The organism is Wolbachia endosymbiont of Diaphorina citri, from assembly GCF_013096535.2.
Taxonomy (GTDB): domain Bacteria; phylum Pseudomonadota; class Alphaproteobacteria; order Rickettsiales; family Anaplasmataceae; genus Wolbachia.
In genome coordinates this window covers 227,055-248,979 of sequence record NZ_CP051265.2, presented here as the reverse complement: position 1 = coordinate 248,979, position 21,925 = coordinate 227,055, and the positions used below count along the sequence as shown (strand labels likewise).

Here is a 21,925-nt window from a genome sequence, read left to right as displayed (position 1 = left end):
TGCATAGTAAACAGTGTCAAGCACTGCCTTTGTGTTCGAGGCAAAATTAGTTTAACATACTGTTTTTGAAACAAGTAGCTTTGCGTGTCTATGATGTCATCCCAGTGCTTGACACTGGGATCTAGTTTTTGGACATTGTTTTTGACATATGTCCTTAAGGACTATTGTTTACTGCATAATTTGCAAATACTTTTTATATCTGGATCCCAGTGTCAAGCACTGGGATGACACCCATTTAGTTATCTTTTCTCGTCTACCTTGTTTTGCCACCCTGCTGAACGGATACATACCGTTTGTTGCTTTTATTCTATGGTACCTTATCTACCTTGCCGCTCTCCTGCTTCAATCAGTAAGGGATTTCAATATTAATTCTGCACTACTTGCGGGATTGCCGCTTTTTGTAATTGGTCTGCCAATTACGATATAATCAGCTCCTGAATTTATTGCTTCTTTTGGTGTTGCTGTCCTTTTTTGATCATCATGACCTCGATTCATACGGATTCCTGGAGTAATAATTTTAAAGTCTTTACCACATTCTTGGCGCACTTCTTGAGCTTCTAGTGCAGAGCAAACTACTCCATGTAGTCCAATCTTTTTTGCAAGCTTTGCTAGCAAAATTACCTGTGATTTTGCTTCCCTTGCTACTCCGAGTTCACTCAGATCTTCATTGCCCATACTAGTTAGTACTGTTACTCCAATTAGCTTTATTTTCTTTCCTTGCACTATACTTAGTGCTTCTTTAAGCATTTTTGTTCCACCACTGATATGCAATGTTAGCATTTCAACATCTAGAGCTTTTATTGCTTCAACTGTTCTAGCTACAGTGTTTGGAATATCATACAATTTTAGATCTAAAAAAATTGGTACATTGCATTTTGCAACTTCTCTCACTCCAGAAGGACCATGTGCAGCAAAAAATTCTAACCCAAGTTTTACCATGCCAACCTTATCACGCAGACCATTAGCCCAAGATATGGCTTCATTCAAATCTTGTGTATCCAGTGCGCATATTATTGGGTTCATTATCTTGTATAATTTTTTTTATAATAAGAGTAATTGTTGCATTTTACAATCCATATTCAGGGATTGGTCCACTTGCAATGCTTTGTACAGACACTGAACACGATAATCTGGTCGGAGTGGGTGAACGACTGGCATATCCAAGATCTTCCTGTAAAGAATCAGACGTTTCCTCCGATGTTTTGGAACCTTTCATTAGCTTGAATTGCACAAGCTGCCCTAATATAAATTTTATTTTCTGAGTCTCCCCTAATATTATTTTTTTGCTATAATCTTTAATTGTTTCATTTTCTCTTATCGATTCTTCTATCTTATCTATCACATATTGAAGTTGTTTTATTTGACTGTCTCGCTCTAAAAGTGAATTTCTTAAATTTTTCACTTCGTTATTACAATCTTGTCTTATTCTGTCTAACTCAAAAGATTGATTTTTAATTAAACCGTCTGCTTTATCTAGCTCTTCAAATTTCCTTTTTAACTCTTGAGATAAGTTTTTATTTTTCTGATCAATTTCTTTAAATTTACATTGTAATTCATCTAATTTCACACAAAGTTCTTCTTTTCTTTTATGTAATTCTTCTTTTTTCATATATAGTATATGTTTCTCTTTACGTAATTTGTCTATTTCCTTAGATAACTCCTCTTTTTCTTTAGATAATTTCTCTACTTCCTTATATAATTCCTCATATTTATCATTGTCTATTTTTCTTTTCAATTCGATTATAAGTTTTTTCCTCTCAGTTAGATCAGCTTCTTTTTCCTGTAACTGTTTACACAAATATGAGATTTTATGGAGTAGTTCTTTTTCTTGTGCAGCAAGCTCATCTTTCTCCTTCGTTACTTTTTCTAATTCGTCTGTTATTCCAATTATATGGATCATTTTTGCTTCTAATTTCTCCTCCAAAGATTTTTTTTCTTTAAGAAAAGATTTCCTCTCAGCTTCTATTTTTTGACCAAATTTTCTTTCTTCCTCGTATAAATTGTGCTTTTCTTGAGTCAACTCACGCTCTTTGTGAGCAAATTTCTTCTCCACTTTACTAGTGTCAATAATTATTTTATACAAAATCATAAAAGCCAAAACAGATAATACAGCTAAAGCGAGAATTAAAGAACTAGGTACATTAATAAGCGCTAAAGATGTAAGTAACGTGAGAGTAGCCAGAGAACTAGCTATAAAATAAAATGTATTATATTTATTAAGTAAATTGCTCATCACCCATATACAAAACTTCAGCAGTCTTGTATACATTGATTAAAATTATCTTACCCGTAGAGGAGAACACTTATCACAATTGTACCAGTGATAAACTTTAGTTGATATGCTAACTAAACTCAAAATACAAGGTGGCATCAGACGGGAGTAGAACATCTAGGAGTAGAACATCTACTAGAATGTACTAGACACAACTTAATCTGACAGGGATGAATTAACTGACAGAAGAATTGAGGTAGTTAAAACTAATATCAGTCTCTTGTTTCATGCTACTAATATTTTTCTGAAAAGCAATGTGTTTGCTATTAAGAAAAGTCTGAGTAGGCGTTTTGCCATAGCAATATTTGCCTGAATGAGGCCTTGTCTCATTATAAGAACGCAACCAATGATCAACATCTATCTGCAGATCTTCCAAAGAATTGTAGATTTTCTTGCGAAAAATAATATTGTAACACTCATCTTGCATAGTCTTATGGAATCTCTCGCATATGCCATTAGTTTGCGGAGAATTGGCTTTAGTTCTTGAGTGATCAATATTTTCGATTCCTAAGTATAACTGATAAGCGTGATTCTCTGGTTTGCCACAATATTCTGTACCTCTATCGGTCAAAATGCGCAATAATGGCACGCTTTGTACATCAAAAAATGGTATTACTCTATCATTCAGCAAGTCAGCAGCGGTAATAGCAGTTTTATCTGTATAAAGCTTAGCAAAAGCCACTCTCGAATAAGTATCAATAAAAGTTTGCTGATAGATTCTTCCTATACCCTTGATGTTGCCTACATAATAAGTATCTTGAGAACCTAAATAACCTGGATGCTCTGTTTCAATTTCACCATGTGCTTCCCTTTGTTCTTTAACTTTTTCTAAAGCCGCAAGTTGCTCCTCTGTTAGAATTATTCCATCTTGCATAACTTTTGCCTCAAGAGCCCTCAGTCTTTTTTTGAAGGTCTCAAGGTCATTTCTCAGCCATACAGATCTCACTCCACCTTCAGAGATTATTATGCCCCTTTTTCTCAGTTCATTTGCAGCTCTTTGTTGTCCATATGCAGGAAATTCTGTTGCAATATTAACTACAGCTCTTTCCATGTCTTCAGAGACTCTGTTTGCCATAAGTGGTTTTTTCTTGCTTATCTCATGCAGCGCTTCTTCTCCTCCATTTTCATATAGTTCTTTGAATCTATAAAATGTATCCCTTGAATATCCCATAACCTTGCATGCTTGAGACACATTTCCAAGCTGTTTTGCTAGCTCTAGCAATCCTAGTTTCGGCTTTAGTATTTTTGTTTGTATCGTACTCATTTCTAACACTCCTTTCTTTTATTATTTTATAACTTACTTTTTTAAAGTGTCAGATCAAGTCTTGTTTAATACAACTAGAATATCCAAAATCTTCTGAATATGAAGCTTCAACCAGCTCTTTATTTGGTAGTGCTGATAAGTCTCCATTACTTATATCTGAAGGAGCAAGGCTATCATTAGTTTGTACAGATATTTCTTCAATTACTCCTTTTATTTCTTGATCACTGACTCCAACATTCTTGATTAATTCCTCCAATCTATTCAAAATCTCTAATACAGTTTCCTGCGATATAATCACTTTATCTTCTTCTCTTACATTCTCTTTGAACAAATATATCATGTTTTTTGCCAAATCTTGTGCTAAGCTCACACGATTCTGATGAACTAATGAAGATTGATCATTCAAATCTGAAATTTCTTCTTTTATAGAATGCTTCTCAAATAGTAACTCTTTGTACTTTTCATGTTGAATTTGACTTTCTTCCTCCAGATTGATGCTATAATTTTCTAACTCTTCACTGTTTTTTCTTTCTTTATTAAGAATTTTTTCTAACTCTTTAATCCTGCTGAAATATTTAGTTTCTTTCTCTTCCGATTGATTACTTAGTTCTTCTAAATCTACAGTTAGTTTCATCACTTCTTGAGTTTTTTCATCTAATTTTTCTTGTAATCGTCTTTTTTCTTCTTCTAAATCCGATGATTTAAGTATTAAATCACAAGTTTCAGAACTTTCTTTTTGCAACTGCGCTTCTAACTCTGCTATTTTTTTCTCTTTCTTTTCTAAACATGTTATCAATTCTGTTACTTTTTTAGATTCTAATTCATGTGATTGACTTTCTAATCTCTGGATTTGATTATATTTATCATCTAATTCTTTTTTAGTATCATTCAATTCTTGTTCTAACCTTCTATTTTTATTCACTAATTCATCCAGTTTAAGATATGATCGCTTTCTTTGATCAGTTAGTTTTTCTATTTTGACAACTAGAACTTTAGCATATTCTTCCAAGCCTTGCTTTTCTTGCACTAATTCGGCTTTTTCTTTACTTAACTTTTGTATCTCTCTTTGTGCTTTCCTTAACTTCGATTCTAACTCTTCCTTCTCTACTCTTCTCTTTTCAAATTCACTCTCTACCGAATCACTTAGCTGCTTGAGTTTTTGTGTTACTTCAGCCAAAACTTCATCTTTTTCCCTTACCTTTCCATTTAATTCCTCTACCTCTCTCATTTTTTGCTGTAATTGTTCTAATATAGTTTGATTATTTCCAGTTAATCTTGTATTTTCTTTTTCCAATTTATTAATTCTTTCGTTTAAGCTGTCATCTACAACTTGTGCACTTTTGTCTTGCATTTTAGTACTGCCTATTTGAGCTTCTTTGCTGCCACGCTCAATTTCTTGAGTTGTTTGAATGTTAATATTTCTATTACTATTTTCTATCACAATCTCAGATGATTTATGATTGCCTTTCTCCTTATTTCTAAATTTTATTTGATACAAGAATAAGTTACCTATTTTTACATCTTTATTTGCTTTCAATTGATCATCAGTAACACGATTACGCTCGATAAGTTCTATACCATTAGCATCAATATTAATTATAATAGTGCACTTTTTTCCGTCCTCATCACACCAATTCAGAGTCATTTCGTATGCACCATCAGTTACAACATAGTGCCTTATTCCTTCTTCAGAAACAAAACCGTGCATTCCATCAACTATGTTTTTTAAAATTTTTTGAATTTAGTTTCATTACAACTTTTGTTTGTAATTTTGTTTTTTATTCGAGTAAAAAGTGCATTTTTGACAATAAAAACCCTAACTTAATCATAGAAAAATTTTGTATCAAACAACAGTTACTGCTTAGATCTTATGGTTAACGAATATGTGGATAAATACTTTAAATGTGTGTAGACGTATTTATCCACATATTCGTTAACCTATTTTCTATGCAGATTTTTTTAATTCACATTGACTGCTTCTTTAAGCCTCGCATTGGCAATTACTATGATTTTACGCATTAGAGCTGTCATAGCCACCATCTTCTTTTTACCTTTACCAACAAGCCTTGAATAGAAGCCACCAAGCGCAGACTTAGACCTTGAAGCAGACATCGCAGCTGTAAAAAGCTTTTCACGAACGTTGCTTCTGCCACCACTTATTCTGCGATAACCAATAGTTTTACCACTTTCTTTCGGATGAGGTGCAACTCCAGCAAGACTTGCAATTTCTCCCCTACTTACATAACCAAGTTCTGGCATTAGACACAGAAAATCTTGAGATAATTTTGCACCTATTCCTGGAACTGTTTTAAGGATTTTTTGGCGCTTTTGTAACTCTGGATTCTCATCAATAATTTTTTGTATGGTATTGTTGAGCTCATCTATCTGGCTATTAAAGAATTCAATAGTTTTCTGACAGCTTTCTTTTATATGGTCGTTTTCAGGTGCTGCAAGCCTAGATTTCTCTTGAGCTCTCATTTTTGTAATGTCATCACGACGTTGACAAAGTGCAACTAAGGTTGTTTGTTCTTTTGACATAGGTGCAAATAGAGATAGAGTACTATAGCGTTCAAACCCATACTGAGCAAGGGCTCTTGCATCTGATTGATCAGACTTTGCTAAAGTTCCATGAGATAGAACAAAGCTTTTTACTTTGCGAGTATTAGCTCGATGTACAGCAATATCTTTATCAACAAGAAAATGTGCTAAGCCAAGCTCATATTTTCCAGTGTTTTCCAGAGTTACTAAAGAATTAGGTAAGATATTTGAAAAATCTTGAAACAATTGTTGCCAGCCAGCAGTATCATTGTCGAATTCGACAGCATTCTTCTGTTTGTGAACTGCAACAACATTTTTAAATTTTCCGATATCAATGCCAATAAAATTTTGATAAGATGTAATCATAATAACCTCGATTAGTTTTAATTAATTTAAGATTGTAAACGGGTGCATACATATGTCCCATGCAACTATTCAAACGTATCGAGAGATGGGCTAGTGTACCTTGATCCGAACGGTTATAATACCAACAGTTGGTCGGTCGCACACGCCCGTGATAACTCTATTCCTATAGTGAGTAGGGTTATCTTCCCTCTTATCTCCTTTATATCATATTTTTAACTTACAATTTTTTCCATTGCTATGCAGAGTTGAAAACCCTATAATTCCATTATCTTGACAGAAATTACTATTCAAAAACTCACTGACTTTGAATTTGTTTTTATTAGCTCCCAATTTAACTTCTGCACAACTACCATATATTGAAACTGTTTCAACACCACTTTCAATATATCCATTCAATACTTTTTTAGCCTTATCTTGAAGCTCTAGTCTCGCCTCCTTTACATTATTGAAATCTTGGATAACGGCTTTATACACTTCATCTTCATTAAAATTGGCATTGTATTTTATTAAAAAAGATAATATGTGAAAACTAGCTACAGCAGTGTGAATTGATTTATTCTTTTCTTTTATCTTACCGAGCAAAAACAAAAACCTTTGAATGAAGTCATGATAATCATCTTTTTGTTCTTCAATTTTATTATCATATGTATTATCAATCATTATTACCTCACAACTAAATAATTAGTATAGTAATACGAATGCTAAGTTACATCAATCAATAAACTTACAGTAAATTTTCCATTCTCAGTTATAAGCTCTGCTTCTGTACTCTCAACCCATTCTATCACTTCAGCATTGCAAACTGACTGCAAATCATGCTGAGCAGAATAATTTAACTCATCCTCTTTTACACTCGCTTTTATCATCAACTTTTGTATAAGATGCTTAACTGATACGTTATTATCTGCTTTTATTTTTCTCACAAGGTTTAATATCTGCACGAAATTATCTCCCATTTCCTCAGAATACTTATCATAGATAAGTTCTTCCTTGTTAGGCCAATTACTTTTATTGTGAACGGAGTTATAACTATACAACTGATGATATATTTCCTCTGTAATGTATGGCAAAAATGGTGCAAATAACCTCAAAATAATATTGAGTACATATGCCAAACTCTGTTTCGCACTCATGTTTGCCTCGTTGTCCAATGCATCTCCATATGCACGTTTTTTAACTAACTCTAAGTAATTATCACAAAAATCTTTCCAAAAAAATTCTTCTATTGCGCTCAAAGCTTCGCAGTATTCAAACTGTAATAGGTTATTCGTCGTTTTTTCTATCACTTTATATAATTTGGACAATATCCACTTATCCATCGTCTCACTGATGGAATTTATGCTCAATGCTTGATGTTTTTCCATAAACATGGAAACAAATTTGCTAGCATTCCAAAGTTTCGTAACAAGTCGTTTGCCAATTTTGAAGATATTTTCAGAGTAGACTGTGTCAACTCCAAGTCTTGAGTTTGCTGCCCAATAGCGTACTACGTCAGCTCCATAGGTTTCAAGCATTACATGAGGAGTGATGATATTACCTTTTGATTTACTCATCTTTTTTTTATCATCAGCCAAACACCAACCACTAATCATGATATTTTTCCACGGCAGTGAATCTGCATGATAATGTGCCTTCAAAATCGTATAAAAAGCCCAAGTTCTTATTATCTCATGGCTTTGGCTGCGCAGATCTGCAGGAAATATCTTATCATACCGATGGCTTGGTAAACCGAGCTCACTGTTTACTGCCAGTGCACTTAATTGAGGAGTGATCGCACTTGTTGCCCAAGTATCCATCACATCTTGATCTGGAGTAACTTCTTCTTTAATATACCCTTTCGGCAAATCTTTGAGTGGATCTACAGGTAAATCCTTTACTTCAGCTAGAATGATTTTGCCTTCTTCTCCCTTACGTTTTGAATACCAAACTGGAAATGGTACACCAAAATAACGCTGTCTTGAGATGCACCAATCCCAACTTAGCCCTTCTATCCACACCTCCATACGTTTACGCATAGATTCTGGATGCCAATTACATTTACTCACTTTATCTAATACTTGAGTTTTTTGCTCTAAAGTCTTGACAAACCATTGATAAGTAGGTAATATTTCAAGCGGCACACCAGATCTTTCAGCACATTTAACAGAATGAGAAATGCTAGTGCTTTCTATTAAAAGTCCTTTTCCACTGAGGATTTCAATGATCCTCTTTCTTGCTTCTTTAACTTTTAGTCCATGGATCCCAGTGTCAGCTACTCGGATGACACCGGCATGTGTCTCCTCTGTCACCTGAGTAGCTTGATAATGGGCATCTTTCTCCCCTGTCATCCCAGTGCGTGACACTGGGATCCATTTTTGATCACACACTGCATGCAGATTCATCCTTCCATCCTGATCAATTATAATTGTCACCGGCAGATTATGCTTTTGCTGCCAATATATGTCGAGCTCATCACCGAATGTACAGCACATAACAAGCCCAGTGCCTTTATCTATTTTGACCTTATCATCAGCTATTATTGGAACTTTTGCCTCTGTAATTGGCACTACGGCTATTTTTCCAATAAGATGGGCATATCGTGCATCTTCTGGATGACAAAAAACTGCAACACATGCAGGAAGTAACTCAGGTCGCGTAGTTGCAATATGAATCTGCTCATTTTTTTCAGTGGAAAAAACTATCGTGTTCAAAGATGACTCAAAGACTTTATCCTCTATTTCCGCTTGCGCAATTGCGGTTTTATCGACTGGGTCCCAAAGAATAGGTTGCATTTTTCTGTATGCATACTCTTTATTATATAGATCAATGAATGACATTTGAGAAAGTGCCACAGCTTCCTTGCTGATCGTGTGGTATTCCAAATCCCAGTCATAGCTAATGCCAACTGATTTAAACAATTCCTTGAATTCTTGCTTTGATTTTTCAATAACCTCATGGCACATCTCTATAAATTTTTCTCTGCCAACTTCTTTTGCGCGGGTTTTATAGGTTTGCTCAACTAACCTTTCAGTCGGAAGGCCATTATCATCAAACCCAATTGGATAAAATACATCTTTTCCCAGCATACGCTGAAACCTTGCAATAAAGTCTGTGTGGCAATAGCTGAATATATGGCCAATATGCAACTTTCCTGATATCGTTGGTGGGGGCGTATCTATAGTGAAAGTATTATCCTTTTCACCATTCCATTTATAAACCTTGCTACCTTCCCATAATACGGTGTATTTGTCTTCAATTTCTCTAAAACTATATTTTTCTTCTAACATAAATATTTCTCAGTTTTAAGCTTTAAGTTAGCACAATTGAGCGAATACAGCAATTTTAATGTCTACCGTTTTAATTTATGATACAAATTCTTCTTGATCTTATAATTTTTAATCTATTACATAATAAATTTTTAGTATTGAGGTTTATTATGCTTAACTTTCACAACTTAAAAGAGATTAGAGATATTTTAACTCACCCATATTATGTGCCCCACCCAGCAAAAATAGATCTAGCAGAATTGCTTGAAGACGTGCTGGAGTTAAAAGGTAAAAAAAGCCCAGAAGGAGCAGTAGCTACATTAAAAGATAAAATAAGAAATGAACTAAAAAATGAAATGAAAAGTGAAATGAAGCAAAAAATAAATAAACTTGAGCAGCTAGAGAAGGAAAATAAAGACTTACAAACTAAAAAGGATAGAGCTGAACGGTTAAATAGATCCTTAGAATATGCAAGGAATACAGCTAAGAACGAAAATATAGAATTAAAAGCTGAAGAAAATAAACTAAATACTCAAATCCAGCAATTACAGCAAGAAAAGAAAATATTAGGAGCCAAAAATGAAGCAAATAAACAACTAAAAGAAAAAGCAACATACATCGCTACTGCTAGTACTGGTCTTGCTGTTGGGTTAGTAGTGTATATTACACTTGAACATACAACTAAATTGGACATGTGGTTAATCGTTGTTATAGCAACAGTATCTGCATTCTTAGCTGGTGGTTTAATAATGCAACCTAGTTCTCAAGTAAATGGAACACAAGAACCACAAGGAGTAGCAAATAAGAATTCAGTGTAGCTTGATATAGTTTTTTTCATTTCACTGCCTTTCCAAATTTGAAGCAGGTTGTTTAAGCCATAGTACAAAGTAAATATAGTAATTTCACACTAAAATTTTTAGTTTTGTTTCTGTGGGTTAGTTGGTACGCGTTTTGCCTTTTAACAAATGTGAAAGCACAATTATTACAAACAACATTCCACCAATAACTGATATAGCACCACCTATAATGAAGCACGTGCGTGCTAACATTGATGAAATACTTGGCAGATCTGCAACTTTTCTTAAGGCACCATATCCACCAAGCCAAACAAGGCCAGTAATATGGAGAAAATGTCCCAAGCTATATGCATAAATCTGTAATCTTACTATGGAGCTTTTTATTTCTTTACAGCCCAATTTTGGTAACAGCCAGTAGACAAAATTCATAAAAGCTATAGTAATACCAACCACAGAACCGTGATAATGAGCAGGGATAGTGACATTTCCTTCAATAGTTAGTACTCCAAGCACACCTCCATAAATGAACAATACAAACGAGTGGAGAAGATAATTGCCCTTATCATTGAGCAGAGTTTTTATGTTGCAAGACACTAATATTGTTAAAAAGCACGGCAGAACTGCTCCAGCAATTCTCATATGCCAGGTAAAAAACTGTATCAATTCAGCACTATCCGCCGAATAAATAAGGTATATAAACGGCGCACCTACGGTCAAAACTGTGTTTATAAATAGTGGTAAAATGGTAATTTTATTTAGACTAATATAGCGAGCATTCAGTATGATCAAATAAACTAAAAACATTGCTTGAGCAAAGGCAAACTGCAGTAAATGTCCGCCTCCCCAAAAGAGATATTCATAAAATAAATTCTTGTCTGAGTGATATAGACCTGGAGGCATATTTTTATGTGCTAAAACAACACAAAGAAATGATGACACAAGTATAATGACCAGGCCAATTTGTCCGATTGAAAGATATGAGTCTTGTTTATTTGATATGTAGGCTAGAGCTGTATTTATCAATATGCTGGTAATGAAAAGACTGAGTCCAAGTAAAAATAATTTGTTTTGTAATACAGGTATATAGTTACTTTTGATAACTTCAGTATTTGGAACAAATGCAGATATAAACATTAGCAGCATGGAAAGGATTGAGAGAATCCATGAGAAGTTAAACCAATGATTGGTGTTTTTTAAGTTTATGATGAAGAGCAGAGATATTATAGAGCACATCCATACCAAAATTGACAAATTTACGTGTATCACCAGTGCATTATCAAAGATATATTGTGCGGAAGGAATGAGAGAAGAAATAAAAGGCAATCGTAGAAAAATAACAATTATTGACAGCAGTCCAGAACAAGCAAGAGCAAGTACTGCCAAGAATATCCATTGCCTGCAAAGTGAAGCGTTATTTTGTATGTTGAGCATTTATTTTTAGGTACTATAGCATAAGACAATGTACATTTTTCAAATTGATATGCATAGTTTAAATGAATGACATTACAACAATATCTTTCATCGTGAAAATGCTGCGTACATTTCCATTTCATATTATGGTAATATTACTGACAGCGTTAGTCTGAGCTATTGAAATGTGTTTTAATCAATACTTGATAAAAATTATTACAGTAAGAGAATCTTTACATAATGGCATGACATTACGTTAATGCTTTTGATCCACAATTAAGAACATTTTCGTTGTGATTTACGTTTCTAGTATGTATATTAATGAATCTTGTTTTCACTAAATAATGAAAATAATAATTGTCATGATAATGTTATTGTATAGTAACTATACAATGGCAAGCGAACGGATAAGTTTAGTAGATAAAAAATTATCTCAAGGATATGTAGCTCCAATACTTACAGAAAATAGCGTTATTTTACCAGACAAGCACGGTACCTTATATTCCTTTGATATCGATAACCCAAGAGTTATAAATTGGAAATTATACCTCTCAAGTAGGAAAAAAATTGGTAATATGAGTTTATCGAGCTACAAAGAAAATGTTTTCTTTGTAGTGGATAACATTCTACACACAATAGATGCAAAAACAGGGGAGATTCAATGGGAAAAAGAATTAAGAGCTCCGGCAAGAGGGAAAGCAATAGTAATAAACAATAAGTTGGTAGTATTGACTATTGATAACTATCTACATGCATTTGATATAAAAGATGGCAGCCCTATTTGGGCTTATCAAAATGGTATAAATGAGGTTCGAGGTTTATATTCCATCTCACCAGCAGTCTCTAATGATAAAATAATGGCACCATTTTCAAATGGTGAGTTAATAGCTTTTAATGAAGAAGGTAAAAAACTATGGAGCCAAAAATTAGCTACAAATCTTTTAGATACACAGCTTACAGATGTAACTACTACGCCTAGAGTACACGATAACATCTTAATAGCTACGAGTAATTCTTATATTTACGGTATTGATGTAAAATCAGGAAATATCTTATGGTCAAAACCACTACAAGTAAAAAGTGTATCAGACATAGAGTCATATTATAGCCCTCTTATTCCTGCAGAGAAACAAAAAGAAGGCGGAAGAATTTTCATGGTGACTAAAGATAATAAAATAATTGGCATTGACATACAAAGTGGAAAAACAGTCTGGACGTCTGATTTAATAGAAAATGTGCAATTGTTTGCTCCAATTATGTATGCCCATACACTGTGGGTGACAAGCAATAAAGGTTCAATGTTTGCTTTTCCTGGATCTGAAAGTACAGGAAGGGTAATTAAAATACCTGGTAATGTGTTTCATGCTCCAGTATTTACTCATGGTAAGATGTATATAACGACTGAAGGAAATGGTGTTTATTCTTTAGAAAATAGGTTTGTTCTTTATGACTGATTATGATTTGATTGTTATAGGTGGTGGCCCAGGTGGTTACAAATGCGCTATTGCTGCTGCAAAACTTGGACTCAAAGTTGCTTGTATAGACAAAAATAGCATTTTTGGTGGCACGTGTTTGCGAGTTGGGTGTATACCATCAAAAGCATTACTACATTCCTCTTATCAGTATGCTAGCGCGAAAAATAATCTATCAAAACTTGGTATAAAGGTTAAGGATGTAAGTCTTGATTTGAAAGAAATGCTAGGCTATAAAGATGCTAGAGTTCAGGAGCTTGGAAAAGGCATAGAATATCTATTCAACCTTTACAAAATTACTAAGATCAATGGACTTGGAAAAATTACTTCTTTTGATCAAGGCAACCTTGAAGTTTCAGTTGAAGGTAAGGTACTAAAGACAAAAAATATAGTAATTGCAACTGGTTCTGATGTTAGTTCTCTTCCAGGAATTGATATTAATGAGGAAAATATCATTTCATCAACAGGTGCACTATCTCTCACTGAAGTGCCAAAAAAGCTTGTTGTGATTGGAGCTGGGGCAATAGGGCTTGAAATGTCTTCTGTATGGAGTAGGTTAGGATCTGAAGTTACCGTAGTAGAGTTTCTTGATAGAATCGCTGCAGCAATGGATGGAGAATTAAGTAAGTCTCTGCTTTCTAGTCTACAAAAGCAGGGAATAAAATTTTTACTTGGTACTAAAGTTGAAGAGATAAAACAAAGTAGTAACTTTTTGAATGTGAAAGTTTGTTCTGTAAAAGATAACCAAACAAGTACTATAGAGGTGAATAAGGTACTGATTTCAGTAGGGCGTAAGCCATGCTCTGATGGTCTTGAAAAAATAGAAAAAGACAGTCGTGGCTTTATTCAAGTCAATAGTAGGTATGAAACCAATGTAAAAGGAATATTTGCTATTGGTGACGTCATTGGCGGAGCAATGCTTGCTCACAAAGCTGAGGAAGAAGGGGTGGCAGTTGCAGAGATACTAGCAAGGCAATTGCCTCACGTTGATTATGAAATCATACCGTCAGTCATTTACACTCATCCTGCGGTTTCTTCAATCGGTAAAACTGAAGAAGAACTAAAAAGTGCTGGTCGAAAGTATAAAGTTGGTAAATGTCAATTTGCTGCAAACGGTAGAGCAAAAGTCACTGATGATGCTGAGGGATTCGTGAAAGTTCTGACTTGTAGCAAAGCAGATACAATACTCGGTGTACATATCATAGGAGCATACGCTGATACGCTAATCAATGAAGCAGCGGTTGCAATGGCATATGGTGCAGCAGCAGAGGATATATACAGAATTTGTCACTCTCATCCTGATATAAATGAAGCCTTTAGGGATGCGTGCATCGATGCTTTCTTTAAAAAGTAACTGTGGACCTCGGTTCAATCATTGAAAAATGGTATGATTGGCTAAAGTACAACAGGTCTTACTCACCAAACACTTTGGAGTCATACATGAGGGACCTCAAAGATCTTATAAATTTCCTAAATACTCACATTGGTGAAGAAGTAAATGTTGGCTCTTTAGAAAAATTAAGCATACCTGAACTGAGAAGTTGGTTTACCTCTCGTTATGCAAGAGGTGTAAATGCGAGATCTAACACTCGCGCATTGTCAGTAATCAGAAATTTTTTCAAATATATAAAAAACAATTATGAAATAAATAATGAAGCGGTATTTTCTTTATCAAGGCCAATTCAGAGAAGAACTCTACCTAAAGCACTTTCAATATCTAACATAGAAACTCTATTGAAAGAAATGAAATTGCCTGATCTAGGCGAGCCTTGGGTGGTAAAAAGAGAAATTGCAATTGTCGTTCTGCTATATGGTACGGGCTTAAGAATCACTGAAGCACTGAATCTTAAGGTTAGTGATATTAGCAATGAAAGTTTAATAGTAACAGGTAAGGGAGATAAACAAAGGCAGGTATTTATTCTTCCAGTAGTAAAAAAGTGTATACAAAAATATATAAAAGCTTGTCCTCACTTTGACGAAGCGGGACATCTTTTTGTCGGGGTAAGAGGAAAAAAATTGGGAAGAACTTATGTTGCTAATCGTTTGCAAAAAATAAGAAGATTTTTAAACTTACCAGAAATTTTATCTCCACATGCATTTCGCCATAGTTTTGCTACTCATTTGCTTCAGGAAGATATTGACATAAGATCAATACAACAGCTGCTTGGCCACTCAAGCCTTGAAACTACTCAAGTTTACACTCACCTGAATTATCAAGATGTCTTCAATATGTATAAAAACTTTCAGAAGAGTTTGAATAAAAAATCGAAATCTTAACTTCGTCTTAAATCGATAATATTGCCGAACTGAGTGCTTGCAACATCATTCAGTACTATACTTGCTTTATATAAGCAATAGTGACCAGCAGAGGAGAAAGCAAAAACGTTTTGCAAAAGGTTATGAATGAAAGAGAATAGACAGCGGAATTTAAATTAGAAGCTATGTAAAGAAACAAGTCAAGCAAATAGCAAAAGATCTGGGACCGTACACCTAGGCACTCAATTTTAATTTTTCACTCAAAACCAAGTTTACGACATCAGGGCTGGCTTTTCCTTTGGTGGATTTCATGACTTCACCAACAAAGAACCGATACAATCTTGTTTTACCACCCTTATATTCTTGAACTTTATCTTGGTTGTCATTGATGATTTTATCTATTACCTCTGAGATTTGACATGTGTCAGTTATTTGCTTGAGATTCTGCTCTTCTATAATAAGGGATGCAGGCTTTCCAGTTTCAAACATAATATCAAAAACTTGTTTACCAAGTTTAGCAGAGATCGTTCCATCGACGATAAAGTCGAGGAGTTCGGATAAAGCATCTGCTTTAATTGGAGAGCTAACAATATCAATATTTGTTTTATTTAAACGACCGAAAAGCTCGACGGTTAACCAGGTAACTGCAATCTTTGAATCATGCTTTTTTGCTAATTTTTCAAAATAATCGGCAATTTCTTTATCAGAAGTGATAACGTCTGCATCATATTCATTGATACCTAATTCCTCTATGTATCGAAGTTTTTTTTGATCTGGCAACTCGGGTAAAGATGATTTAATAGAATCAATTTTGTCTTGGCTTATTTCAACAGGTAGCAAATCAGGTTCAGGGAAATATCTATAGTCACTTGAATCTTCTTTGCTTCTCATCACTTTTGTTTTTCCTAAAGTGACATCAAATAATAAGGTATCTTGACTTATTTCTCCTCCGCTTTCCAAAATTTTGATCTGCCTTTGTGCTTCATAATCTATAGCTTGTACAATATAACGTATTGAATTTAAGTTTTTTATTTCACAACGAGTGCCAAATGTGCTACTACCCTTTGGGCGAACGGAGACATTTGCATCACAGCGGAGTGACCCCTTTTCCATATCACCATCACATGAACCGATGTAACGCAAAATCTGCCTCAATTTTTTCATGAATTCTGCAGCTTCTGCAGATGAACGAAGATCTGGCTCTGAAACAATTTCCATTAAAGCAACACCTGCACGATTTAAATCTACGTAAGTTTTGCTTTCTTCATGAATACTCTTTCCTGCATCTTGCTCTAAGTGAATTCTTGCAATTCTTATTTCTTTTTCATTATTATTGATAAACACTTTACCATTTTTAACTATTGGCTCAAAGAACTGGGTTATTTGGTAACCTTGTGGTAAATCGGGATAAAAATAATTTTTACGATCAAAGTAAGAGCATTTATTAATTTCTGCAGAAAGTGCAAAACCGGTACATATTGCTTGCTCTATGCAGAAATAATTTAATATTGGCAATGTACCTGGCATTGCTGCATCAACTAGAGAAACTTGAGTATTGTGCTCAGTGCCAAATTCCGTTAGTGAACTAGAAAATAGCTTTGTCTTAGAAGAAACCTGAGCGTGTACCTCAAGTCCAATTACTGTCTCCCAGTTTTCTTTTGTCATGTATTTTATTCAATTAACAACTTTATATTCTGCAAACTAGCGCAAAAAGTCAAATAAAACTCATTTAACCTATGATCCAAGAGCGGTGTATATCAATAATATAAGAGTTACTACAGTTTCTATTGACTAGGCTGTTATATAATAAAGTTAAGTGCTGCCAAAAAATATCTATAGTAGGCCAAAACATAATTTTGATGGAAACTGATTAGCTAACAAATTTATAAACATCAGTATATAGTTCATCAATGTCTGGCTCTTTACTATTTTTAGCAAAATCTTCTGACTTTTTTACTAAATCTCGTATTTCCTTATCAATAGCTTTGCATTCTTCATCAGAAGCGATTTTATTGTCTGTTATATACTGCTTTAGGGTGCTTATAGGATCATGATTTTGCTTCATATCTTCAACTTCTTCTTTTGAGCGATAAGTAGCAGGATCTGACATTGAATGGCCACGATATCGATATGTCTTCATTTCAAGCAAGAGAGGTCCTTTTCCCCCACGTACGTGCTCAGCTATTTCACTTGTTAACTCATAGACAGAGAAAAAATCCATTCCATCAACTTGTTTTCCAGAAATACCAAAACTCTCTCCTCTTTTATATAGTTCAGTTACTAAAGTTGATCTTTGCACAGAAGTTCCCATTGCGTATCCGTTATTTTCTATGATATAAACCACAGGTAACTTCCACAAAGATGCCATATTAAATGATTCATATACTTGTCCTTGATTTGTAGCACCGTCACCAAAATATGTGAATACAACGTTGTCTTTTTTCTTGTATTTATTAGCAAATGCTATTCCTGTACCAATTGGGACTTGTGCACCTACTATTCCATGTCCACCAAAGAAATTTTTTTCAACATCAAATATGTGCATGGAGCCACCTTTTCCTTTTGAACACCCTGTTTTTTTGCCGGTTAGTTCTGCCATCACAATATTCGGATCAGAATTACATGCAAGCATTAAGCCATGGTCTCTATAGCTTGTGATAAAAGCATCACCAGATTTTGATGCAGCTTGAGTCCCAACTGCAACTGCTTCTTGCCCTATTGATAAGTGACAGAATCCGCCTATTAATCCCATTCCGTATAATTGTCCTGCTTTTTCCTCAAATCTGCGTATGAGAAGCATTTTTCTGTAGAATCCAATCACCTGTTCTTTAGTGAAATTTTCTGCTTTCATATTGACTTTCTTTTATTAAATTGAGATCATACCAGAAATTTTTAACATTTTATAATACTATCTATATGGACTACTATCACTGGCTTGAAGCTTTTCACGTTATCTCTGTAATTATGTGGGTGGCAGGTATGCTCTATTTGCCAAGGCTTTATGTTTACCATGCATCTGTAAAACCAGGGTCAGAAAATGACAGCTTACTTCAAATAATGGAGAAGAGACTCCTTAGATATATCATAAACCCTGCAATGCTTTTCTCCCTTAGTTTTGGAATTATGCTAATGATTATTAGGGAAGCATACCGCGAAGGGTGGTTTCATGTAAAAGCGCTAGCATTATTCTTAATGTTTGCTATTCATGGTCTACTTGCAAAACATAGGAAAAATTTTGCAGTGGGCTTGAATAAGAAAACTCACGTTTATTTTCGTGTTTTAAACGAAACAGTAACAGCGTTAATAATAATTATAGTTATTATGGTTATTGTAAAACCTTTTTGATTTTCTAGCCTAATGCTGAACCATTCAATAGAGTATAAGAATTGTTACTAAATAGTTTATTCTGATGTTCCATAGTCTAAGTAAAGTACTTAAGGTATAGATTATTTGTTTTTGTGTGTTATCCTGATTAACAAAAATTCGCAGTAGTATTATAATGAGTAAGTTAAAAAAGCTTAGTGCTGGACTTTCTTTGAAAGGCCTGATTGGTAGTGATGATATAGATATGCAAGGGGCAGGAAATAGAAAGAAGAAATATCAATTTTTGGATAAGACGTTCGCATGGATTGATGCGATGATAAATTTTATTTTTAAACGTGAGAGTAATAACATAAATGAAGTCCTAAAAGTCACATGGGGACCACTATTTTTTGGTTTAGTGGTGATATTCATCTTTTTTGGAATAGGTGGTATTTGGTCGGCTATAGCTCCAATTGACGGAGCAGTGCATGCAAGTGGAGAAGTTATTGTCTCTTCAAATAGAAAAATAGTGCAACACTTGGGTGGGGGAATAATAAGCAAAATTTTAGTAAAAGAAGGTCAAACAGTTAAAAAAGATGAGCCTTTAGTTTTATTAAGTGATGTTAACGAAAAGGCAAATTTGAGTATAATTAAAGAAAAACTCTTATCACTTTTGGCAACAGAAGCAAGACTTATTGCAATCAGAGGAGATTTAGACACGCTAGAATTTTCTGACGAGGTTAAAAAATTGTCGGACGATGAACTTGTAAGTAAAGCGATAAATAATCAAGTAAAGTTATTCAACTCTCAGAGAAAGAGCATATTGGGAAAAACAGACATACTGCAACAACGTATAAAGCAGTTAAATGATGAATTAGCGGGGCTAAACTTTCAACTAAATGCAGCTCATAAGCAATATGACTTGATAACTGAGGAGTTAGAAACAAAAAGACAATTACTTGATAGTGGCCATATAAGCAAACCACACATTTTAGCTTTAGAAAAACAGTTTGCTGACATTGAGGGCAGAGTTGGGCATTATCGTTCTGCAATATCTCAAGTGCAGCAAAAAATTGGAGAAAATGAGTTAGAGATTATAAATGTGAAGAATGATGCTCAAGAAAGAGCAAATGCTGAGCTTAAGGAAGTTAATACATCTATTGCAGACTTAAAAGAGAGGCTGATGGTTGCTGAAGATTCGTTAGCACGTACAATAATTAAATCACCTCAAGATGGTATAGTTACAGATATAAGATACCACACTGAAGGTGGTGTTATACAATCTGGAGTTCCAATCATGAGTATAGTACCATCAGATGATGATCTAATAATAGATGCTAAAGTTCTAACCAGAAACATAGAAGAGATACTGTCAGCAAAAAAGAAAGATAGCAATATAGTCTCTATTGACGGACTAGAAGGGCTGAAAGTTAAAGTAAGGCTGAGCGCTTATAGTGCACGTCGCTTAAGTTTAATTAACGGTATAGTAAACCATATTTCTCCTGATGCTCTTGATGATCCAAGGATGGGGCGTTATTATTCAGTGCGAGTAGTGATACCAAAATCAGAACTTGCTCAGTTTAAAAACGTATACCTATATCCTGGTATGCCAGCAGAAGTATATATAGTTACTCAATCCCGCACTCTTTTATCGTTCTTGTTTACACCTATAATTGCAACATTCGATAGATCTTTCATAGAGAGATAATTTATTTGGCTTTTCTAAAAAATTTGTTTAAAGAGTTTGATATGCAAAAAAATTTACACACAAGATGCAAATGCTAACGTAAACATTAAAGGTTAATTAGCAAACTCATCTGTATAATAAAATCAAAGGAATTAGTAAGATTTTTACCTTAATGAATTATAAATAGGTAAAACTACCTAAAGTTTAATAGTGTCTGTTACTGCTTTTAGGTGTGAGGCTAGAGGGTTATTAGCAATAACAGACACTATTAAACTTATTATAGAATTTCCTTAAAGTAAATATTTAACTTAAAATATTATAATATTTTAACTTAAAATAGATTCATGTAAATGCTTTTTTCCTCAAGTTAGTATCGTATTATTATATTTATTAAATGCTAAAAAAACATTAATCATCATTTACTGTTGATTCAATATTTAGCAAAACACTTGTGTACATTCTATAATCTCTGTTTGCATAGTAAGTTTATATATACTATTATACAGTTAGTTTTACAGTAGTTTTACAGCAAAAAATATGGTGAAGTTATTTGCATTATTGATAATGTTTTACTCAAACATATCAATTGCTTCTGCTCCTACTTCTTGGCAATTTGGATTTCCTGCACCTGCAACTGAGATAATGGAGGTTGTAGTTAAGTCACATTCGTTTGTGATGAGTGTAATGATTGCAATTATGCTTTTTGTATGGGCCCTGCTTGCTTATATAGTATTTCGCTTTCGTAAGGGCAAAGTGAAAAATGTCAGTAAAATAACTCATAATATCTTTTTAGAAATTATCTGGTTTGTTATACCAACGATTATTGTTGGAATATTGGCTTTTAAAAATGCTGAATTAATCAAACTACAGGAGAAAGTGCCAAAAGCTGACATAACACTAAAAGTTATTGGTCATCAATGGTATTGGAGTTACCAGTACCCAGAATATCAAGGTATTTCATTTGACAGCTATATAAAAGGAAAAGAAGACTTTAGCGAAGGAGATTTAAAACTATTCTCTGTTGATAATAACGTTATTTTACCTATCAATACTAATATTCGTTTACAAGTGACAGCAGGAGATGTAATACACAGCTGGGGAGTACCTGCTTTTGGTATAAAAGTTGATGCAATACCAGGTAGACTAAATGAAGCATGGTTTAACGTTACAAAGCCCGGTATTTATTATGGGCAATGTTATGAACTCTGTGGTCAAGGTCATGGATTTATGCCAATTGTTGTTGAAGCAGTGAGTAAAGAAGATTTTAATAAGTGGATTGAAGATAAAAAATTAGTAAGTTAAATTTGGAGTATAG

General features: G+C 34.0%; 17 protein-coding genes. 7 read left to right on the top strand and 10 right to left on the bottom strand.

Going from position 1 to position 21,925, the window contains the following annotated elements:
- Positions 1 to 342: 342 nt before the first annotated feature.
- From pyrF to HGO49_RS01070, 7 genes are all read right to left on the bottom strand, one after another.
- A complete protein-coding gene (pyrF, locus tag HGO49_RS01100) occupies positions 343 to 1,023 on the bottom strand; it encodes an orotidine-5'-phosphate decarboxylase (RefSeq protein ID WP_017532286.1) in 681 nt (226 codons plus the stop codon).
- A gap of 43 nt (positions 1,024 to 1,066) precedes the next feature.
- Positions 1,067 to 2,233, bottom strand: coding sequence for a coiled-coil domain-containing protein (locus HGO49_RS01095; protein ID WP_026092666.1), 1,167 nt, complete (start codon positions 2,231 to 2,233; stop codon positions 1,067 to 1,069).
- Positions 2,234 to 2,447: 214 nt separating this feature from the next.
- Complete coding sequence (locus HGO49_RS01090) at positions 2,448 to 3,536, bottom strand: IS481 family transposase (RefSeq protein WP_096616077.1); 1,089 nt, start codon at positions 3,534 to 3,536, stop codon at positions 2,448 to 2,450.
- Between the two features lie 49 nt (positions 3,537 to 3,585).
- Positions 3,586 to 5,244, bottom strand: coding sequence for a hypothetical protein (locus HGO49_RS01085; RefSeq protein WP_017532283.1), 1,659 nt, complete (start codon positions 5,242 to 5,244; stop codon positions 3,586 to 3,588).
- Positions 5,245 to 5,495: 251 nt separating this feature from the next.
- A complete protein-coding gene (locus HGO49_RS01080; RefSeq protein WP_017532282.1) occupies positions 5,496 to 6,440 on the bottom strand; it encodes an IS110 family RNA-guided transposase in 945 nt (314 codons plus the stop codon).
- A gap of 204 nt (positions 6,441 to 6,644) precedes the next feature.
- Positions 6,645 to 7,100 carry a hypothetical protein gene (locus HGO49_RS01075; RefSeq protein WP_237398559.1) on the bottom strand — a complete coding sequence of 152 codons (456 nt, stop codon included), beginning with the start codon at positions 7,098 to 7,100 and terminating at the stop codon, positions 6,645 to 6,647.
- Between the two features lie 41 nt (positions 7,101 to 7,141).
- Positions 7,142 to 9,706, bottom strand: coding sequence for a valine--tRNA ligase (locus HGO49_RS01070; RefSeq protein ID WP_017532280.1), 2,565 nt, complete (start codon positions 9,704 to 9,706; stop codon positions 7,142 to 7,144).
- A gap of 149 nt (positions 9,707 to 9,855) precedes the next feature.
- Here HGO49_RS01070 and HGO49_RS01065 point away from each other — a divergent pair, with 149 nt between their 5' ends.
- Positions 9,856 to 10,503, top strand: a complete 648-nt coding sequence (locus tag HGO49_RS01065) for a hypothetical protein (protein ID WP_017532279.1) — start codon at positions 9,856 to 9,858, stop codon at positions 10,501 to 10,503.
- 117 nt (positions 10,504 to 10,620) lie between these two features.
- Here HGO49_RS01065 and HGO49_RS01060 read toward each other — a convergent pair whose 3' ends face one another.
- Complete coding sequence (locus HGO49_RS01060; RefSeq protein WP_026092665.1) at positions 10,621 to 11,913, bottom strand: cbb3-type cytochrome c oxidase subunit I; 1,293 nt, start codon at positions 11,911 to 11,913, stop codon at positions 10,621 to 10,623.
- Positions 11,914 to 12,236: 323 nt separating this feature from the next.
- On the opposite strand from HGO49_RS01060, the gene HGO49_RS01055 reads away from it, so the two are divergent.
- Genes HGO49_RS01055 through HGO49_RS01045 form a run of 3 tightly spaced genes read left to right on the top strand, consistent with a single transcriptional unit; the run spans position 12,237 to position 15,641 of the window.
- The gene (locus HGO49_RS01055; protein WP_026092664.1) at positions 12,237 to 13,346 is read left to right on the top strand and encodes an outer membrane protein assembly factor BamB family protein; all 1,110 of its coding nucleotides are present in this window, start codon (positions 12,237 to 12,239) and stop codon (positions 13,344 to 13,346) included.
- On the top strand, positions 13,339 to 14,718 hold the full coding sequence (gene lpdA / locus HGO49_RS01050) for a dihydrolipoyl dehydrogenase (RefSeq protein WP_017532276.1): 1,380 nt from the start codon (positions 13,339 to 13,341) through the stop codon (positions 14,716 to 14,718). The genes HGO49_RS01055 and lpdA overlap by 8 nt, the downstream gene beginning before the upstream one ends.
- Before the next feature lie 2 nt (positions 14,719 to 14,720).
- On the top strand, positions 14,721 to 15,641 hold the full coding sequence (locus HGO49_RS01045; RefSeq protein ID WP_026092663.1) for a tyrosine recombinase XerC: 921 nt from the start codon (positions 14,721 to 14,723) through the stop codon (positions 15,639 to 15,641).
- A 213-nt stretch (positions 15,642 to 15,854) separates the two neighbouring features.
- Here HGO49_RS01045 and gatB read toward each other — a convergent pair whose 3' ends face one another.
- Positions 15,855 to 17,285: an Asp-tRNA(Asn)/Glu-tRNA(Gln) amidotransferase subunit GatB gene (gene gatB, locus HGO49_RS01040; RefSeq protein WP_017532274.1), complete on the bottom strand. Its 1,431-nt coding sequence runs from the start codon at positions 17,283 to 17,285 to the stop codon at positions 15,855 to 15,857.
- A gap of 205 nt (positions 17,286 to 17,490) precedes the next feature.
- Positions 17,491 to 18,471 (bottom strand): pyruvate dehydrogenase (acetyl-transferring) E1 component subunit alpha, encoded by a 981-nt coding sequence (gene pdhA, locus HGO49_RS01035; RefSeq protein ID WP_017532273.1) that lies wholly within the window; start codon positions 18,469 to 18,471, stop codon positions 17,491 to 17,493.
- Positions 18,472 to 18,536: 65 nt separating this feature from the next.
- Here pdhA and hemJ point away from each other — a divergent pair, with 65 nt between their 5' ends.
- The 3 genes from hemJ (at position 18,537) to coxB (ending at position 21,912) form a co-directional block, all read left to right on the top strand.
- Positions 18,537 to 18,965, top strand: a complete 429-nt coding sequence (gene hemJ / locus HGO49_RS01030) for a protoporphyrinogen oxidase HemJ (RefSeq protein ID WP_026092662.1) — start codon at positions 18,537 to 18,539, stop codon at positions 18,963 to 18,965.
- A 154-nt stretch (positions 18,966 to 19,119) separates the two neighbouring features.
- Complete coding sequence (locus HGO49_RS01025; protein WP_017532271.1) at positions 19,120 to 20,631, top strand: HlyD family type I secretion periplasmic adaptor subunit; 1,512 nt, start codon at positions 19,120 to 19,122, stop codon at positions 20,629 to 20,631.
- Between the two features lie 516 nt (positions 20,632 to 21,147).
- Positions 21,148 to 21,912 (top strand): cytochrome c oxidase subunit II, encoded by a 765-nt coding sequence (gene coxB, locus HGO49_RS01020; RefSeq protein WP_017532270.1) that lies wholly within the window; start codon positions 21,148 to 21,150, stop codon positions 21,910 to 21,912.
- Positions 21,913 to 21,925: the final 13 nt, after the last annotated feature.

Bases quoted from the DNA above. Each gene is read 5' to 3' on its own strand.
- HGO49_RS01060 (WP_026092665.1), bottom strand. From the start codon at position 11,913: ATGCTCAACATACAAAATAACGCTTCACTTTGCAGGCAATGGATATTC.
- gatB (WP_017532274.1), bottom strand. From the start codon at position 17,285: ATGACAAAAGAAAACTGGGAGACAGTAATTGGACTTGAGGTACACGCT.
- pdhA (WP_017532273.1), bottom strand. From the start codon at position 18,471: ATGAAAGCAGAAAATTTCACTAAAGAACAGGTGATTGGATTCTACAGA.
- HGO49_RS01095 (WP_026092666.1), bottom strand. From the start codon at position 2,233: ATGAGCAATTTACTTAATAAATATAATACATTTTATTTTATAGCTAGT.
- HGO49_RS01090 (WP_096616077.1), bottom strand. From the start codon at position 3,536: ATGAGTACGATACAAACAAAAATACTAAAGCCGAAACTAGGATTGCTA.
- HGO49_RS01085 (WP_017532283.1), bottom strand. From the start codon at position 5,244: ATGCACGGTTTTGTTTCTGAAGAAGGAATAAGGCACTATGTTGTAACT.
- lpdA (WP_017532276.1), top strand. From the start codon at position 13,339: ATGACTGATTATGATTTGATTGTTATAGGTGGTGGCCCAGGTGGTTAC.
- coxB (WP_017532270.1), top strand. From the start codon at position 21,148: ATGGTGAAGTTATTTGCATTATTGATAATGTTTTACTCAAACATATCA.
- pyrF (WP_017532286.1), bottom strand. From the start codon at position 1,023: ATGAACCCAATAATATGCGCACTGGATACACAAGATTTGAATGAAGCC.
- HGO49_RS01055 (WP_026092664.1), top strand. From the start codon at position 12,237: ATGAAAATAATAATTGTCATGATAATGTTATTGTATAGTAACTATACA.
- HGO49_RS01065 (WP_017532279.1), top strand. From the start codon at position 9,856: ATGCTTAACTTTCACAACTTAAAAGAGATTAGAGATATTTTAACTCAC.
- HGO49_RS01075 (WP_237398559.1), bottom strand. From the start codon at position 7,100: ATGATTGATAATACATATGATAATAAAATTGAAGAACAAAAAGATGAT.
- hemJ (WP_026092662.1), top strand. From the start codon at position 18,537: ATGGACTACTATCACTGGCTTGAAGCTTTTCACGTTATCTCTGTAATT.
- HGO49_RS01080 (WP_017532282.1), bottom strand. From the start codon at position 6,440: ATGATTACATCTTATCAAAATTTTATTGGCATTGATATCGGAAAATTT.
- HGO49_RS01025 (WP_017532271.1), top strand. From the start codon at position 19,120: ATGAGTAAGTTAAAAAAGCTTAGTGCTGGACTTTCTTTGAAAGGCCTG.
- HGO49_RS01070 (WP_017532280.1), bottom strand. From the start codon at position 9,706: ATGTTAGAAGAAAAATATAGTTTTAGAGAAATTGAAGACAAATACACC.